The 14,758-nt window shown below is 56.7% G+C and carries 12 protein-coding genes and 2 pseudogenes; 8 read left to right on the top strand and 6 right to left on the bottom strand.

Going from position 1 to position 14,758, the window contains the following annotated elements; all coding sequences use genetic code 11:
- The first annotated feature begins 2 nt into the window (after window positions 1–2).
- On the top strand, window positions 3–1,289 hold the full coding sequence (locus tag BZ163_RS25980) for an OprD family porin (protein ID WP_128873262.1): 1,287 nt from the start codon (window positions 3–5) through the stop codon (window positions 1,287–1,289).
- Window positions 1,290–1,360: 71 nt separating this feature from the next.
- On the opposite strand, the gene BZ163_RS25975 is transcribed toward BZ163_RS25980, so the two are convergent.
- Entirely contained in the window at window positions 1,361–2,239 is an 879-nt protein-coding gene (locus BZ163_RS25975; protein WP_128873261.1) for a GntR family transcriptional regulator, read from the bottom strand.
- Window positions 2,240–2,426: 187 nt separating this feature from the next.
- Here BZ163_RS25975 and BZ163_RS25970 point away from each other — a divergent pair, with 187 nt between their 5' ends.
- From BZ163_RS25970 to BZ163_RS25960, 4 genes and pseudogenes are all read left to right on the top strand, one after another.
- Complete coding sequence (locus BZ163_RS25970) at window positions 2,427–3,515, top strand: serine hydrolase (RefSeq protein WP_256579136.1); 1,089 nt, start codon at window positions 2,427–2,429, stop codon at window positions 3,513–3,515.
- Window positions 3,440–3,925, top strand: a complete 486-nt coding sequence (locus BZ163_RS36000; RefSeq protein WP_256579135.1) for a hypothetical protein — start codon at window positions 3,440–3,442, stop codon at window positions 3,923–3,925. Before BZ163_RS25970 ends, BZ163_RS36000 begins: the two co-directional genes overlap by 76 nt.
- A gap of 30 nt (window positions 3,926–3,955) precedes the next feature.
- Window positions 3,956–5,267: pseudogene (locus BZ163_RS25965) on the top strand (aminotransferase class III-fold pyridoxal phosphate-dependent enzyme).
- 9 nt (window positions 5,268–5,276) lie between these two features.
- A pseudogene (locus tag BZ163_RS25960) lies at window positions 5,277–6,703 on the top strand (aldehyde dehydrogenase family protein).
- On the opposite strand, the gene ilvD reads toward BZ163_RS25960, so the two are convergent.
- Window positions 6,700–8,382 (bottom strand): dihydroxy-acid dehydratase, encoded by a 1,683-nt coding sequence (gene ilvD / locus BZ163_RS25955; RefSeq protein WP_128873260.1) that lies wholly within the window; start codon window positions 8,380–8,382, stop codon window positions 6,700–6,702. The pseudogene BZ163_RS25960 and the gene ilvD sit on opposite strands and share 4 nt — an antisense overlap.
- A gap of 383 nt (window positions 8,383–8,765) precedes the next feature.
- Here ilvD and mqo point away from each other — a divergent pair, with 383 nt between their 5' ends.
- Both mqo and BZ163_RS25945 read left to right on the top strand, forming a co-directional pair.
- The gene (gene mqo, locus BZ163_RS25950; protein ID WP_128873259.1) at window positions 8,766–10,424 is read left to right on the top strand and encodes a malate dehydrogenase (quinone); all 1,659 of its coding nucleotides are present in this window, start codon (window positions 8,766–8,768) and stop codon (window positions 10,422–10,424) included.
- A gap of 108 nt (window positions 10,425–10,532) precedes the next feature.
- Window positions 10,533–10,994 (top strand): PDZ domain-containing protein, encoded by a 462-nt coding sequence (locus BZ163_RS25945; RefSeq protein WP_128873258.1) that lies wholly within the window; start codon window positions 10,533–10,535, stop codon window positions 10,992–10,994.
- A 578-nt stretch (window positions 10,995–11,572) separates the two neighbouring features.
- Here the strand turns inward: BZ163_RS25945 and BZ163_RS25940 are convergent.
- From BZ163_RS25940 to BZ163_RS25925, 4 genes are all read right to left on the bottom strand, one after another.
- Window positions 11,573–11,773 carry a hypothetical protein gene (locus BZ163_RS25940; protein WP_128873257.1) on the bottom strand — a complete coding sequence of 67 codons (201 nt, stop codon included), beginning with the start codon at window positions 11,771–11,773 and terminating at the stop codon, window positions 11,573–11,575.
- Window positions 11,774–11,834: 61 nt separating this feature from the next.
- Window positions 11,835–12,119 carry a hypothetical protein gene (locus BZ163_RS25935; protein ID WP_128873256.1) on the bottom strand — a complete coding sequence of 95 codons (285 nt, stop codon included), beginning with the start codon at window positions 12,117–12,119 and terminating at the stop codon, window positions 11,835–11,837.
- The gene (locus tag BZ163_RS25930) at window positions 12,109–12,906 is read right to left on the bottom strand and encodes a cold shock domain-containing protein (protein ID WP_128873255.1); all 798 of its coding nucleotides are present in this window, start codon (window positions 12,904–12,906) and stop codon (window positions 12,109–12,111) included. The genes BZ163_RS25935 and BZ163_RS25930 overlap by 11 nt, the downstream gene beginning before the upstream one ends.
- Window positions 12,907–13,089: 183 nt before the next feature.
- The gene (locus BZ163_RS25925; RefSeq protein WP_128873254.1) at window positions 13,090–13,599 is read right to left on the bottom strand and encodes a hypothetical protein; all 510 of its coding nucleotides are present in this window, start codon (window positions 13,597–13,599) and stop codon (window positions 13,090–13,092) included.
- A 528-nt stretch (window positions 13,600–14,127) separates the two neighbouring features.
- Between BZ163_RS25925 and BZ163_RS25920 the strand changes: the two genes are divergently transcribed.
- Window positions 14,128–14,709 carry a hypothetical protein gene (locus tag BZ163_RS25920; RefSeq protein ID WP_128873253.1) on the top strand — a complete coding sequence of 194 codons (582 nt, stop codon included), beginning with the start codon at window positions 14,128–14,130 and terminating at the stop codon, window positions 14,707–14,709.
- Window positions 14,710–14,758 lie beyond the last annotated feature (49 nt).

Below are 14,758 nucleotides of genomic sequence, written 5' to 3'. Positions count from 1 at the left end.
GAATGCATAACAACAACCTGAACCTGATCCTGAAGGGCGTCGGCCTGATGGGCGGCGGCCTTCTGTGCACCGCCCCGGCCCAGGCCGACTTCATCAAGGACAGCAAGGCTGACCTGGAACTGAAGAACTACTACTTTAATCGTGACTACCGTGAAGACGCCGGACAATCCAAGCGCGAAGAATGGGCCCAGGGTTTCATCTTGAATATGAAGTCGGGGTTCACCGAAGGCACCGTCGGCTTCGGGGTCGACGCGGTCGGCATGCTCGGCCTGAAACTCGACTCCAGCCCCGATCGCTCGGGCTCTGGCCTGCTATCGCGAGACAATGAGGCCGAACCGGGTCAACCGAGTTACGTCAAACGCGCCCACGATGAATATTCCAAGTTGGGCGTGACCGGGAAGGTACGTTTTGCCAAAAGCGAATTGCGCAGCGGTTACCTGGTACCGGATTTGCCGACCTTGCAACCCAACACCAGCCGGCTGTTCCCGCAGACATTCCGTGGGACACAGGTGACGTCTGCGGATATCACGGGCCTGAACCTGACCGGCGGGCAGATTGACCGGACAAAGCAGCGGGAATCGACCTACTACGAAGACATGGGGCTGACCAGTCAGAGCGGCGCTTACAAAAGCTCGGCGAAAAGTGATCAGTTCCGGTTCATGGGCGGCGATTACAAGGTCAATCCGAACCTGACCCTGACCTACCACTTCGCGCAGCTGGAAGACATCTACCAGCAGCATTATGTGGGACTGAAAAACAGCTTCGCTCTGGGCGGCGGTACATTAAAGACCGATATCCGTTATTTCGATGCGGACAAGGCCGGTGCGGGGCTGGCGGGCAAGGTCGACAATCGGGCGCTGAGCACGCGCATGGCCTACAGCTACAAGGGCCACAGTCTGGGCGGGGGATATCAGGAGCAGTTCGGCGATACACCGTTTACCTATGTCGATGGCACCAATACCTATCTGTTTTCCGAGTATCAGTTGAGTAACTTTTCGCAGACCAATGAGCGGGTATGGCATGCGCGTTACGATTTTGATTTTGCGGCGTTGGGCTTTCCCGGGTTGACGTTTTCGACGCGCTGGGCCAAAGGGGATCAGGCGCAAGTCCTGGGTTTTGCAGGGGAGGGGCGTGAGTGGGAGCGCGATATCGACCTCGGTTATGTGTTCCAGTCGGGGGCGCTCAAAGGCGTTTCCCTGCGCTGGCGTAATGGCCTGAGCAAGGCCAATTACCTGCGGGACATGAACGAAAACCGGGTGATCCTCGGTTACACCGTGGCGCTCTGGTGATGAACAGCGAAGGCGCAGGGTTTGTTGTCGGGCTCGCTCCTACAGGGCCACCAGGCCAACCACCGTGCGCATCAAGCCTTGTTGCGTGCGACCCCCATCTTGCTGGCAACCTCCAGATGGCGGTGAAGCAAGGTCGACGCCCATTCATTATCCCCTTGCTCCAGCGCATCGAGAATCGCCAGGTGCTCACGGCAAGACACCTTGACCCGCTCGACATTACTCGCCGAATGAAACTCGGTCAGACGTCGCAACCGGTTCTGCTGCTGGATCGCCTGCAGGATATAGGTATTGCCGGAAGCCGCCGCCAACAGCTCATGAAACTCGGCGTTGCATTCGAAAAACCGCTGCCCGTCGACCTGCCCCTCGAGCAGTTCAAGCTGGCGCTCACGGCAGCGACGGAACTGCTCGGGATTGATCTTGAACGTCGGCTCCAGCAACCCCGAAGGTTCGAGCAGCATGCGGAAACGATAACTCTCGAAACGGGTCTGCGGACTGCTCAAGGTCGGCAAGAACAACCACCCGTGTCCGTGCCTGCGCTGCATCACCCCTTCATCGGACAGCCGCAGCAGGCAACGGCGCAACACGCTTTTACCGACGCCATAACGCCGCAGCAGATCGCTTTCGGAGATCTGATCGGGCAACACCTGGTTCAGCCGGTCGTCGATCAGCCGGGTGTAAAGCTCGTCTTCCTCGTTGTGCAGCTCGCTGAACTGCTCCGCCAGGCCGCCCGTGGTTTGCAACGGCACACGAAAGCCCTGTTGCGGCAACGGCTCGATCAGCTGCTGCTGCGCCAGATACGACAGGGCACTGCGGATCGGCGAACGCGACACCCCCAGGCGCTGGGTCAGTTCGACTTCCTTGAGATGGGTCCCGGGTTGCAGGTCGCCCGACTGGATGGCGGAAAGAATCTGGCCGGCGACTTTGGTCTGCAGCGAGGTGAGTTGAGACATGGCGCGTTGTCGTTCCTGTACAGGGGAGGGAAGGATACCCGAAAACTCCGGAAAGCTTCGATCACCCGGAAACTGAATTATAGGCTGTGCAAATACAACTACGCAGTGAACGATAAATCTTTATGTGTATTATTTTAAATATAAAAACATTGCCGAGCATGAATGGCAATTTTGAGGAAGCTTGCTCATGACCTATGTCCCCCTGCCCAGAGCCTTGCCCCACGAGCGGGGTGTCGACGCTGGCGGTATCGTCGATTTCGTGTCGGCGGTCAACGACGCCGGACTCGAACTGCACAGCTTCATGCTCTATCGCCAAGGCGCGGTGGTAGCGGAAGCGTTCTGGCGGCCGTACTCGGCCCGCCGCCCCCACGTACAGCATTCGGCAACCAAGAGCTGGACCGCCACCGCTGTCGGCTTGCTGGTTGACGATGGGCGCCTGAAGCTCGATGACAAAGTGGTCAGCTTCTTTCCCGAACTGTGCCCGGTGCAGGTCAGTGCGAACCTCGCGGCCATGACCGTCGAAGACCTGCTGACCATGCGCACCGGCCATCGGCGCGGCATTTCCGGCGGCGCCTGGCGCAACTTGCAAAGCAGCTGGGTCGAAGCTTTTCTGCAAGAGCCGGTGGATGAACCGCCAGGCCAATCGTTCATCTACAGCAGCGCCTCCAGCTTCATGCTCTCGGCGATTGTCACCCGCGTATCCGGGCAAACCATGCACGCCCTGTTGCAGGAGCGGGTCCTGGGTTTCCTCGGCCTGGACAACCTGGAGTGGGACCTGGCGCCCGGTGGTTTCAACTCCGGCGGCAACGGCCTGAGTTGCACCACCGAAGACTCATTGAAGTTCGGCGTGTTGCACCTGAACCAGGGCCGGTGGCAGGGCCGCCAGCTGCTATCGCCCCAATGGATCGCCGACGCCACGCGCAATCAGGTCGAAGACGTATGGATGGGCGAGTTCGATGGCAAGCAATACCTGCCGCGCAACAAGGACGCCGTCAACGAAGCGCAGCGCGAGGGTTACGGCTACCAGTGGTGGATGACCCGACACGGCGGTTACTACGCCTCGGGCGTCTTTGGCCAGTACTGCATGGTGCTGCCGGACCAGGACAGCGTGATCGCCTTTACCTGCGGCCTGCAACTGGGCGAGCGTCGTTTGCAGGCGGCCATCTGGGAGCATTTGTTTCCGGCGCTGGGACGTGAAGCATGCAACTCGCAGGCCAGTCAGGCACAGCTCGAGACGCTGATCGACGGCCTGCGCCGCCCACGCTGCAAGGCCTGAGCGAGTCGCCGCACGCCGCCGCGCTGCAAGGCCGTTTTGCCATTGAGCCCAACGAAGACGGGGTCACCGAACTGGCGTTCGATTTTCGCAGCGACTACTGCGACTTCAGCCTGATCGATCACCGTGGCGCCCACAGCCTGCGTGTCGGTTTGCAGCAGCCGGTCGAATCGGTCACCAGCCTCACCGGCAATTACCTGCATCACCAATATCAACCGGAGCAGACCCCGGTCATCGCCCAAGGCCGCTGGACCGCAGACGGCGAGTTGCGGATGGACTGGCGTTTTGTCGAAACCGCCTTTGGCGATCACGTCAGTTGCCGCCTGGAACAAGGCCGGTTGCATTTCGATCGAGGGGTCAACACCAATGCCGGATCCCTGCAGCGCCCGACGCTGATCGGCACCCGGATCTGACCCCTTCACTCTATTTACGGAGCACTGCAGATGAACCAGACCTCGACGTCGGCGCTATGGGCGCCCTTTACCCCGATGCGCCAATTCAATCGGCAGCCGCTGCTGTTCGACAGCGCCGAGGGCATGCATTACACCACCACCACCGACGGCCGCCGGGTGCTCGACGCCATGGCCGGGCACTGGTGCGTCAACGCCGGCCACGGCCAGGCGCGGATCGTTGAAGCGATTCGCGAAGCGGCGGGGCGCCTGGACTTCGTGTCTTCGTTCAAGATGAGCCATCCGGCGGCGCTGACCCTGGCCGACCAGCTGGTGGCGCGAGCCCCGGTGGGGCTGGACAAGGTGTTCTTCACCAACTCCGGTTCCGAAGCGGTGGACACCGCGCTGAAAATTGCCCGTGCCTACCATCAGGCGCGGGGCGACAGTCGCCGGACCAAGCTTATCGGCCGCGCCAAGGGTTATCACGGCATGGGTTTTGGCGGGTTGTCGGTGTCCGGGATCGGCCGCCAGAAACGCGACTTCGGGCCGTTGCTCGGTGATGTCGCGCCACCTGCCGTTGCCGTATGACGCCAGCCTGCGCTTCAGCGTCGGCCAACCCGGGCAGGGCGCGCATTACGCGGACGCGCTGTTGCAGTTGTTGGAGATCCACGACCCGGCGACGGTGGCGGCGGTGATCGTCGAACCGGTGACGGGTTCTGGCGGAGTCTATGCGCCGCCCCTGGGTTATTTGCAGAAGCTGCGCGAGATTTGCGATCGCCATGGCGTGCTGCTGATTTTCGACGAAGTCATCACCGGCTTCGGTCGCCTGGGCGACTCGTTCGGTGCGCAGGTGTTCGGCGTGACTCCCGACTTGATAACGTTGGCCAAGGGCCTGACCAATGGTGCGGTGCCCATGGGCGGCGTGCTGGTCAGCGGTGCGGTATACCAGGCCTTCATGAACGGCCCCGAGCAGGCCATCGAGTTGATGCACGGCTACACCTATTCAGCACATCCGCTGGCGTGCGCGGCGGGGCTGGCAACCTTGGCGGTGCATGACGAACTGGGCATCAACGCTCACGTTCAACAGGTTGCCCCGGTCTGGCGGAGCGCAGCCCTGGCATTGCGAGAGCAGGCTCTGGTGCTGGACGTGCGCGCCATCGGTTTGCTCTGCGCGGTAGAGCTCAAGCCCCGCGAGGGAGCACCGGGTGCTCGCGCCGCCGAGGCTGCCCAGCGCTGTTTCGATGCGGGCGTACTGGTCCGTGCTTCGGGCGAGAACATTGTGCTGTCGCCACCGCTGATCATCAGCGAAGAACAGATCGCCCTGATCTTCGAAACCTTGCAGCTCGCGCTCGACCAGATCGCCTGAGGAGGCCCGATGAACTACCTGGACTTCTACATCGATGGCGAGTGGGTCAAACCCCTGGGCGTTGAAACCCTGGAGGTGATCAACCCGTCCACCGAGCGCTCCATCGGCACCATCAGCCTGGGCACCCGCGCCGACCTTGATCGGGCGGTGGCCGCGGCAACGCGTGCATTCGAGCAGTATGGACAAGGGTCCCGCGAGCAGCGCCTGGACCTGCTGGCGGCCATTATCGAGGGCTATCGACACCACAGCGAAGCGCTGGTCGAACTGGTGCACCGGGAGATGGGCGCGCCGCTGTCACTGGCCCGCAGCGCCCATGTTCCGGCGGGTCTGGGGCATCTGCAACGGGCCTTCGATGTGCTGCGCAGTTATGACTTCGACAGGCCCCACGGCAGCACCTGATCAGCCGCGAGCCGATCGGCGTCTGCGGCCTGATCACACCCTGGAACTGGCCGCTCAACCAGCTGACCTGCAAACTGGCACCGGCGCTGGCCGCCGGCTGTACGATGGTGCTCAAGCCCAGCGAGAAGGCGCCGTTGTCGGCAATGTTGCTGGCCGACATCCTTCACCAGGCAGGGGTGCCCAAGGGCGTGTTCAACCTGGTCAATGGCGATGGCCCGACCATCGGTGACGGCATCGCCCGGCATCCGGACATTGATATGGTTTCGTTCACCGGTTCAACGGCTGCCGGCATCGCCGTCGCCAAGGCCGCGGCGGACACGGTCAAACGGGTCTCGCAGGAATTGGGCGGCAAGTCGGCCAACCTGATCCTCACCGATGCCGACATCGAAACCGCTGTGCGCCATGGCGTCAGCAGTTGTTTTCGCAACAGCGGCCAGTCCTGCAACGCGCCGACCCGAATGCTGATCCCGCGGGCCCATCAAGAACAGGCCATCGGGATTGCCAGGGCCGTCGCCGCGGATATCTGCTTTGACGATAGCAACCCGTCCAGCGCCATGGGACCGCTGGCCAATCTGGCGCAGTTCGAGCGAGTCCGGCAATTGATCGGCGCCGCCATGACCCAAGGCGCGCGGCTGGTATGCGGTGGCGTGGGGCGTCCCGAGGGTGTGAAGCAGGGTTTTTACGTCAAACCGACGGTGTTCGCCGATGTCACCCCGGACATGCCGATCGCCCGGGAAGAAGTGTTCGGCCCGGTGCTGGTGATCATCCCCTACGACAGCGAAGACCAGGCCATGGCCATCGCCAACGACAGCCCCTACGGCCTCTCGGCTTATGTCACCGCCGGCACCCTGGAGCGCGCCCGGTCCGTGGCGCGACGCTTGCGCACCGGCATGGTCCATCTCAACGGCAGTAAGGCCGACAACGGCGCACCCTTCGGCGGCTACAAACAGTCGGGCAACGGCCGCGAGTGGGGCGTGCACGGGCTGGAGGAGTACCTGGAACTGAAGTCGATGTTCGGTTACCAGCCGGGCGCCTAGAGGTACTTATCCGTCACAGCACCTTCAGAGGCGCTGGACACGGTCTTCGCATACTTGGCCAACACCCCGCGCTTGTACTTCGATTCCGGCCGCACCCAGCGGGTCTTGCGCTCGGCCAGCTCGGCGTCGGACACGTCGACGCTGATCTGCCGGGTTTCCGCGTCGATCGTGATCCTGTCGCCATCTTCGATCAGCGCGATCGGCCCGCCCTCGAAGGCTTCCGGCGTGATGTGCCCCACCACGAAACCGTGGGAACCACCGGAGAAGCGTCCGTCGGTAATCAGCGCCACATCCTTGCCCAAGCCCTTGCCCATCACCGCCGACGTCGGCGAGAGCATTTCGCGCATGCCGGGGCCGCCCCTGGGGCCTTCGTAGCGGATCACGATCACATCGCCGGCCTTGACTTCGCCGTTGAGAATGCCGGCCAGCGCGCCTTCCTCACCGTGATACACCCGAGCCGTGCCTTCAAAGCGCAAACCCTCCTTGCCGGTGATCTTCGCCACCGCGCCCGTGGGCGAGAGGTTGCCGCGCAGCACCACCAGGTGCGAGTCCTTCTTCACCGGCTGGTCGAAGGGCAGGATCACGTCCTGGCCTTCGGGGTAGTCAGGCACGTTTTCCAGGTTCTCCGCCAGGGTCTTGCCGGTAACCGTCAGCACATCGCCGTGCAGCATGCCGGCCGCCAGCATGCGCTTCATCAACGGCTGGATGCCGCCGATGGCCACCAGTTCGCTCATCATGTACTTGCCGCTGGGGCGCAGGTCGGCCACCACCGGCGACACCTTGCCCAGCTCGACGAAATCGTCCAGGGTCAGCTCGACATCCACCGCATGGGCCATGGCCAACAGGTGCAGCACCGCATTGGTCGAGCCGGCGAGGGCGATCACCACCCGAATCGCGTTTTCAAACGCCTTGCGGGTCATGATGTCCCGCGGCTTGAGGTCCAGCTTGAGCAGCTCCATCACCTGCTGGCCAGCGCGGAAACTGTCCGAGGTCTTGTCGCTGCCGACCGCGTCCTGGGAGCTGGAACCCGGCAGGCTCATGCCCAACGCCTCGATGGCCGAGGCCATGGTGTTGGCCGTGTACATGCCGCCGCAGGAACCGGGGCCGGGGATTGCCACTTCCTCGATCTGCTTGACCTGGATCTCGTTGATATCACCCCGGGCATTCTGGCCCACGGCTTCGAACACGGAAATGATGTCGGTGTGGCCGGCACCGGGGCGGATGGTGCCGCCATAGACGAAGATGGAGGGGCGATTCAGCCGCGCCATGCCGATCAGGCAGCCCGGCATGTTCTTGTCGCAGCCGCCCACGGTTACCAGCCCGTCAAAGCCCTCGCAACCGGCGACCACTTCAATGGAATCGGCAATCACCTCCCGCGACACCAGCGAATACTTCATGCCTTCGGTGCCGTTGGCGATGCCGTCGGAAATGGTGATGGTGTTGAAGATCACGCCCTTGGCGCCGGCGGCGTTCGCGCCTTTTTCCGCTTCGATCGCCAGCTTGTCGATGTGCATGTTGCACGGCGTGACCATCGCCCAGGTCGAGGCGATGCCGATCTGCGGCTTCTTGAAATCCTCGTCGGTGAAACCCACGGCGCGCAGCATCGAGCGGCCGGGCGCGCGCTCTATGCCGTCGACCACTTGAGAGGAGTATTTGCGCAAATCGACTTTATCGCTCATGACTGTTCCTCACCGCTCGCAGAAAAATCAGCATCAGTATAGTGGCGCCCGGCGCCCGTGGCCGGGCCATCGAGTGGGGAACAGACGCGCGGGTTCGCCAGGTCGTGATATTCTTGGCAGCAACTTGCTTTGACCTATTCAGTTTGCGTGTCCACGAGACGCGCCAACAGAATCACTGTCGCTCAAGCAGCTGAGGCCAATAATGATAAGAAGTCAGTTCAGCAGGGACATATAAACTGAGGTCGATGGAACACGTCGGCCTTGTGTGCCCACCCTCCAATCGTCATGTGCGAGCACCCACGACATCTGCCTGTATGCCGTGAAACAAGGGGCTTGCGAGTGAAGATGGAAGGGCGGATGGCGTTTTATCATAGGTGCTACAGATGTTTAAGAAAATGAACACAGCCCTGCTGGGGCTGGCTTTGTCGATGGGGATCACTTCCGTTCAGGCGGAAGAGGCAAAGAAAGTCGATGTACTGCTCATCGGCGGCGGCATCATGAGCGCGACCCTGGGTGTGTGGCTCAATGAGCTGGAACCCGGCACCTCGATGGAAATGATCGAGCGCCTCGACGGCGTCGCCCAGGAAAGCTCCAACGGCTGGAACAACGCCGGTACCGGTCACTCCGCCCTGGCCGAGTTGAACTACACCCCGGAAGACGACAAGGGCAACGTGCAGATCCCGAAAGCCGTTGAAATCAACGAAGCCTTCCAGATCTCCCGTCAATTCTGGGCCTGGCAGGTTCAGCAAGGCGTGCTGAAAAACCCGCGTTCGTTCATCAACTCCACGCCGCACATGAGCTTTGTGTGGGGCGATGACAACATCAAGTTCCTGAAAAAGCGCTACGAAGCCCTGCAAGCGAGCCCGCTGTTCGCCGGCATGCAGTACTCCGAAGACCCGGCCGTGATCAGGAAATGGGTGCCGCTGATGATGGAAGGGCGTGACCCGAACCAGAAAATCGCCGCCACCTGGTCCCCGATCGGCACCGACGTCAACTTCGGCGAAATCACCCGCCAGTTCGTCGCGCACCTGCAGACCACACCGAAATTCGACTTGAAACTGTCCAGCGAAGTGCAGGACATCACCCGCAACGAAGACGGCAGCTGGCGCGTCAGCTACAAAAACCTCAAGGACGGCAAAAAATCCGAAACCGACGCCAAGTTCGTGTTCATCGGCGCCGGCGGCGGTGCCCTGCACCTGCTGCAGAAGTCTGGCATTCCTGAAGCCAAGGAATACGCAGGCTTCCCGGTAGGCGGCTCGTTCCTCGTCACCGAAAACCCGACCCTCGCCGAACAACACCTGGCCAAGGCCTACGGCAAAGCCTCCGTCGGCGCACCGCCGATGTCGGTGCCGCACCTGGACACCCGTGTCCTGGACGGCAAGCGCGTCATCCTGTTTGGCCCATTCGCGACCTTCAGCACCAAGTTCCTCAAGGAAGGCTCGTACCTGGACCTGCTGAGCACCACCACCACCCACAACGTGTGGCCAATGACCAAGGTCGGCATCAAGGAATACCCGCTGGTCGAGTACCTGGCCGGCCAACTGATGCTGTCGGACGAAGACCGCCTCGACGCCCTGAAGGAATACTTCCCGAACGCCAAGGCCGAAGACTGGCGCCTGTGGCAAGCCGGCCAGCGCGTGCAGATCATCAAGCGTGACGAAGCCGCCGGTGGCGTGCTGAAGCTGGGCACCGAGATCGTCGCTTCGCAAGACGGCAGCATTGCCGGTCTGCTGGGCGCATCGCCAGGCGCATCGACTGCCGCGCCGATCATGCTGACCGTGCTGCAGAAGGTGTTCAAGGACAAGGTGGCTTCCCCGGCCTGGCAGGAGAAGCTGCACCAGATCGTGCCGAGTTATGGCACGCAGTTGAATGGCAGCCCGGAGAAGGTGGCTGAAGAGTGGGCTTACACCGCGAAGGTGTTGGAGCTGACTCCGCCGCCGGTGATCGGTCAGGCTGCAGTTCCTGCAGTTCCTGCAGTTCCTGCTGCCGCTGAACAGCCGAAGGCTGTGAAAGAGAATGCTGCTAGTGATATGGCTCTGTAACTAGAAGCCTGATCAGAAGCCCACTGAACCGGTACCGGTCAGTGGGCTTTTTTTTGGGTAGGAAAATCTTGGGGTCTACCTCAGTACACGGGGTCGGTTACCTCAAGCGTGCCAATCACGACCCCAACGACAAACACCTCTTACACAACCGCAAGTGCCACCGCGTATGGGCCAGGTGGTCCGGTCTCGGCTTACGGAAACGCAACAACAACGACCTATGGGAGCAACACGACGTATATCCCTGTTACAGTTGACCGATCTGATTACGGGACAATTTACTTCGTAAAAGGTCGGTTTCAAATTGGCGCATTCGTTCGCAATTTGAACGACCTCGAACCTCAGCTACTACAAACGAACCAAGGTGTAGTAGTCCTAACTATCGTTGATGACAGTCCGGCTTATAAAGCGGATGTCTTACCTGGCGATATGATCATAGCGATGGATGGGGAACGGGTCTCCAATCAAGAGGGGTTCACCCGCATGGCATCTGCAAGGACGGGGCGATCCATTCAACTGTCTTTGATTCGACAAGGACGCTCCATCGAAAAAAACCTGCAGGCGGGCAGCTAAAAGAGCTCCGAGAATAACCGTCTGCTCTTGGTCGATTGCTGCTTGTCATAAGGGCTGCAAACGGCCAATAGCAGTCAGTCTGCGATAGATCGGTGGAACAATAATTGTGAACGACTCACTCTGAGGCTAGCCTTGCGTAAGCTCGCGCCTGCTAAAGTGGCATTAGTGTCCGCTTTGGGTTGTGGATTCAACCGGTCGATCATACTTATCTAACAAAAGGGGGCGGATTTATTTTCCAAAAATGGACGGAAAATAATCCACCCTTTTTTCTTTCTATGTCGACCGTCCCTTATTCCATCTGTTGGTATTATCCGCACATACTGTAAATGCGCTGCTAGCTCATTCGATTGGTCGCTGGGTGATACAAATGATAACGTTGCCGACCTATTTTGGACCCTGTGGGATGTATATGAAGTAGCTGGTAACTTTGGTTGGCGGGATAACGCGGTATCGTGGGTAATGGTTTGAAGACACTCAGCGCACATAGACATGGGCTTGCCATCATCTGGGAAGGAGGCAAGCCTATGGAGATGGGTAGATGGGTAGATGGGTTAACTAATAAAAGATTTCCCGACTATTTAGTTTTGCACCCCTTTAATTTTTTCTAACCGCATAGCATTGCCTTGCCCAACTTGTGTAACGCTTTCAGTTTCGATGGTCTGCACAACGCGACCAGCCTCGTCCTTGGTAACTTGAACGGATTTGGTGTAAGTCCCTTGCACGCAGCCGCCCATGGTCAGCACTAACGTGCACAAAATTAGTCCGAAAAAACGATTCATCAAAATTCCTTGTTTAATTTACATGGTTTGTCGCGCGGAAAATTACCATCGTTGAGCGTGATTAACCAGCTATTCTGTGTCCAAATAGATATATCATCTTAGCTACTCCCCGGCCAGAAAAAACACCTGCCGAAATCAGAAGCAAAATGGCGGATTTATTTTCAAAAAAACGAAAAAGGCAAGGTGGAATGATTAAAAAAGGAGCGGATTTATTTGCAAAAAGCGCGGAAAAATAAATCCGTCCCCTTTTCTCCTCTTGATCATTCATACAGCGCTGTCGAGCTGCGATCTTAATGCCTGATCGTTGTGGCGCTTGGATTTTTTGCCCACGGTGATTAATGCCCATTGATGTCTTTGTACGCTGTGAATGAAAGCGGCCTTGCCCGAGAGCCTTGGTTTCCTAACCCTAACTCGTGGCACAACCTTGCATAGATTCTTGGCGGAAAACCACCCTTGAAATTCCACACATCCCCCTCCATCTTCATCTGTAAGACTCCGGAAATATGTTGGTACTTGCTTCCAAGCTTTTGGCGGACAATATATGCGGAAACCTGTTTGCTCTGTGTGAATCCTAGTACTGACAACTCTGCAACAAGCTGACGAAACTCTTTTTCTTCCGCTTTTTCTATGGCCTTCATCTGATCTATTATCTCCTGAAGCCTAGAAGCTTCAGCTCTTCGTAGCTCTTCATTCTTTTTCTTTTTCTCTTCTTCTAAAATATTCCTTCTTGCTTCTAATTTACGAGTCTCATCTAGCGATAATAGATCAATAGTTGCTATTCTGATCGACTCTGGTAGCGATAACTCCGCATTTACCCAGGATTTTTCGATAGCTTCTATAAATATTGAAGTGTTATCAGGGTAATTTTGGCAAATTTTTGTTGGGTCTAGAATCGCGAGAACTTGTTGGCCTTTCTCTGATATTTCAAATTCATACCAGAAATACAAAGGCTCAAGCGAATTATAGGTGTTTAGTGCCTGAGCCAACTTTGGATGGGTTCGCTTTGCACTCTTTATGTGAAAAAACACCTCTTTAGAAAACGACCCCGCGAAGGTATGAGAGACAAACCCGAAGCCTCTGTCTTCAATGTATCTTTCAACTTTTCCGAAATCAATTTTCACCATATGCCCCATGATAAAGCCTTCTCCTATTGTATGGCAGGCGGCGTTGTGTTGAAGCGCTTAAGCGGAGGCTCGCGCCATGCGAAGATACAAGGGTTGTTCGATATACATCAAAAATACGTGCAACCTCAGTGACAGGTCGTCCTTATCCTCAATCAACCTTCTGAAACAATATGGATGCACATAAAATTTAACTCAATATCGGCAGCGTGCAGGGAGCTCAACGTCTTCAGAAGGAGAAACATACTCTCCCCTAAGTGCTTTCTGAGCGGCCCTATGATACCTAGCGCGTATCACTCCACAGGAAGACTCGTAGCTTGTAGTATATGCTGATGTAGCGATAGGTTTTTGTGTATCTGCTTTGACAACTGGAGAGATAGTATATTTTACTGGTGGTGTAGGGTTAAGAATCCTATATGCAACCAAACAAGATATCGATACAAGAACAAATATGCCGGATAATCTTTTATTTTTGAGATTTTTGCGATAGTCTTGCAATGAATTTTTTGTAGCATCTGCTTTTGAAGAGGTGTCGAGATATGATCCTGTCAGCGAGAAAATAAGAGATACAATCAAGGAGTAGCGTACAGCAACTTGGAAATCACCAAATATCCAAATAACAATAAAAACAGGAATGAAAAAGATTGCTGCTACAAAGAAACATTCAATCAATGTCTTTACTACAATGTTCAAGAAGTCAATCATAAATATGCCCCCCCCCATAATAAAAACACATGATTAACACTTGCCATGATAGCACAACGCCTCCATTTTTCGAATAGTCTCACCTTTTTCAGCAGATTAGAATCGTAGCGTGCAAACTATGTTGAATGGAATTAGACTAAAAAGGGGGCGGATTCATTTTTCAAAAGGGACGGGAAATAATCGGCTCCCCCCCCTTTTCTCGAGACTTTGCTTTAGTTGCCTTAGTTTTTTATCAGTTTTTTTTTGTCGCTCTTCATGATGATGAGTGACACATACTTTTCCCGTTCTTTGACTAGAAATTCACCTCCTCATAATTTTCATGCGACTGCGTAACGCATCAAAGACAAAGACTCCGTATCGAGGGATTGTTACCGACCAAAAATGGGGCGGATTTACTTTCCGATTTATTGTATAGTCCTGAAGCAGGTGTAAACCTTATTTAGGATGGGGCATTTTTAGAAAATAAATCCGTCCCATTTTTCATTATTTTTCAAACCTTCAAATATTCTCCTTCAACCATAGGTTCACATGAAAACTGATAGCAATGCTGTGATTCGTTTTGCTGTTCAAAATTATTTTGAGGGGAAAATGCCAAAAGCTGCAATCGCTACCGGCTACACTCACGCGCAGATAAAGAGTTGGGTAGAAGACGTGGTCGTTGCGAGGGTCTCCACTGCGAGGTACGTGATGGCAGTGGCGCTGATACCAGAGTTTCAGGTTGTTTGTGAGCACGCCCAGTACGATTGCAATGAAAGCTTGTCTCCTCAGCTCAATGCAATGCTCAACGGGCATGCGGATCACCCGGGGGTGTATGCTTTTTATGATAATTTTTGCAACTTGATTTACATTGGGAAGGCAAACTCCTCTCTGAAGAAAGAGATCACAAGCGCGATAGCCCGAGAAGTGGACCTGCCTTTCCCAAAGACAGCTGTTGTGCCTGATAATAGAAAATCTGTGGTTCGTTACATCTCGGCCTATGACGTGGGCGGAATGGATCACTCCGATTACCCCCGTCACGTGGAGTCGCTGATTTTGAGATTGAGCAAGCCTCTTTTGAACAAGCAAGTAGGTAAATTAACAAAGATTTTGCCGAAAATGCCTGAGCTATAAACTATCAATGACGCTATTACCTGAAGGTTGGTCACGTAACAGTTGAGTC

It is taken from the genome of Pseudomonas sp. VI4.1, from assembly GCF_002029345.1.
Taxonomy (GTDB): Bacteria; Pseudomonadota; Gammaproteobacteria; order Pseudomonadales; family Pseudomonadaceae; genus Aquipseudomonas.
This window is presented reverse-complemented; position numbering and strand designations above follow the sequence as displayed.

What these genes read in the sequence shown, in the direction of transcription:
- BZ163_RS25935 (WP_128873256.1), bottom strand. Translation starts at nt 12,119, where the DNA reads ATGGGCATTAATCACCGTGGGCAAAAAATCCAAGCGCCACAACGATCA.
- ilvD (WP_128873260.1), bottom strand. Translation starts at nt 8,382, where the DNA reads ATGAGCGATAAAGTCGATTTGCGCAAATACTCCTCTCAAGTGGTCGAC.
- mqo (WP_128873259.1), top strand. Translation starts at nt 8,766, where the DNA reads ATGTTTAAGAAAATGAACACAGCCCTGCTGGGGCTGGCTTTGTCGATG.
- BZ163_RS25930 (WP_128873255.1), bottom strand. Translation starts at nt 12,906, where the DNA reads ATGGGGCATATGGTGAAAATTGATTTCGGAAAAGTTGAAAGATACATT.
- BZ163_RS25920 (WP_128873253.1), top strand. Translation starts at nt 14,128, where the DNA reads ATGAAAACTGATAGCAATGCTGTGATTCGTTTTGCTGTTCAAAATTAT.
- BZ163_RS25940 (WP_128873257.1), bottom strand. Translation starts at nt 11,773, where the DNA reads ATGAATCGTTTTTTCGGACTAATTTTGTGCACGTTAGTGCTGACCATG.
- BZ163_RS25980 (WP_128873262.1), top strand. Translation starts at nt 3, where the DNA reads ATGCATAACAACAACCTGAACCTGATCCTGAAGGGCGTCGGCCTGATG.
- BZ163_RS25975 (WP_128873261.1), bottom strand. Translation starts at nt 2,239, where the DNA reads ATGTCTCAACTCACCTCGCTGCAGACCAAAGTCGCCGGCCAGATTCTT.
- BZ163_RS36000 (WP_256579135.1), top strand. Translation starts at nt 3,440, where the DNA reads ATGCAACTCGCAGGCCAGTCAGGCACAGCTCGAGACGCTGATCGACGG.
- BZ163_RS25925 (WP_128873254.1), bottom strand. Translation starts at nt 13,599, where the DNA reads ATGATTGACTTCTTGAACATTGTAGTAAAGACATTGATTGAATGTTTC.
- BZ163_RS25970 (WP_256579136.1), top strand. Translation starts at nt 2,427, where the DNA reads ATGACCTATGTCCCCCTGCCCAGAGCCTTGCCCCACGAGCGGGGTGTC.